Below are 758 nucleotides of genomic sequence, written 5' to 3'. Positions count from 1 at the left end.
TTGGGCGAGCTCTATTTTAAAATCCTATCGTTCTCTTAACCACACTTATTTTACTCACCTCTCCTGCTCATGCAGATTGGGACGAGATATCCAACAAAATGTCTGAGCTAGGCGAAGCGGTTTCGGATACTGCGCAAGATGTTTGGGACGACACTAAAGCCTTTTCAAAACAAGCGTGGCAAGATTTCACGAATTGGTCCGAAGAAGCAATCAATACGGCTGGCGAATGGACAGATGCCAGTATCGAAAAAAGCAAAGAATGGATAGATTCCGCAGACAAAAAAATTGATGAGTTGATGGAAGGCGACACGCCAGAAGAAGCACGTCAAGCGATTGATTTGATGGCCGATAGCACCTTACTCAAACTCTTTAATGAAAAACCAGAAGCGAAAACGATTTACGATAAAGCTTACGGCTACGCCGTTTTTGATTCTCGCAAGCTCTCTTTGCTTTTCCACACTAATTCAGGCTCTGGTGTGGCGGTAGATAAGACCACCGAAAAACGCACCTACATGAACATGTTTGGTATGGGGGTTGCGCTAGGGCTCGGCGGCAAGTTTTATCAGCAAGTGGTTTTGTTTGAAAGCAAACAGGACTTCGATACGTTCGTCAACGAAGGCTGGGAAGCCACCAGCGAAGCTTCAGCAGTTGCAGGCGAAGATGCCGAAGAGTTCTCTGCACAGTTCAACAGCGGCGTTGCCGTTTATCAGCTCAACTCAAAAGGCTTACTTATCGATGCGAATGTATCTGGTTCAAAA

At 45.8% G+C, this 758-nt stretch carries 1 protein-coding gene; it reads left to right on the top strand.

Annotated features, from left to right (window positions below):
* Window positions 1–26: 26 nt before the first annotated feature.
* The coding region (locus R8N49_RS26695; RefSeq protein WP_318190395.1) for a hypothetical protein at window positions 27–758 on the top strand (732 nt) is incomplete at its 3' end.

This window comes from Vibrio sp. 1978, assembly GCF_033344345.1.
The sequence above is the reverse complement of the archived record's forward strand: the minus strand, read 5'-3'. Positions and strand labels throughout refer to the sequence as shown.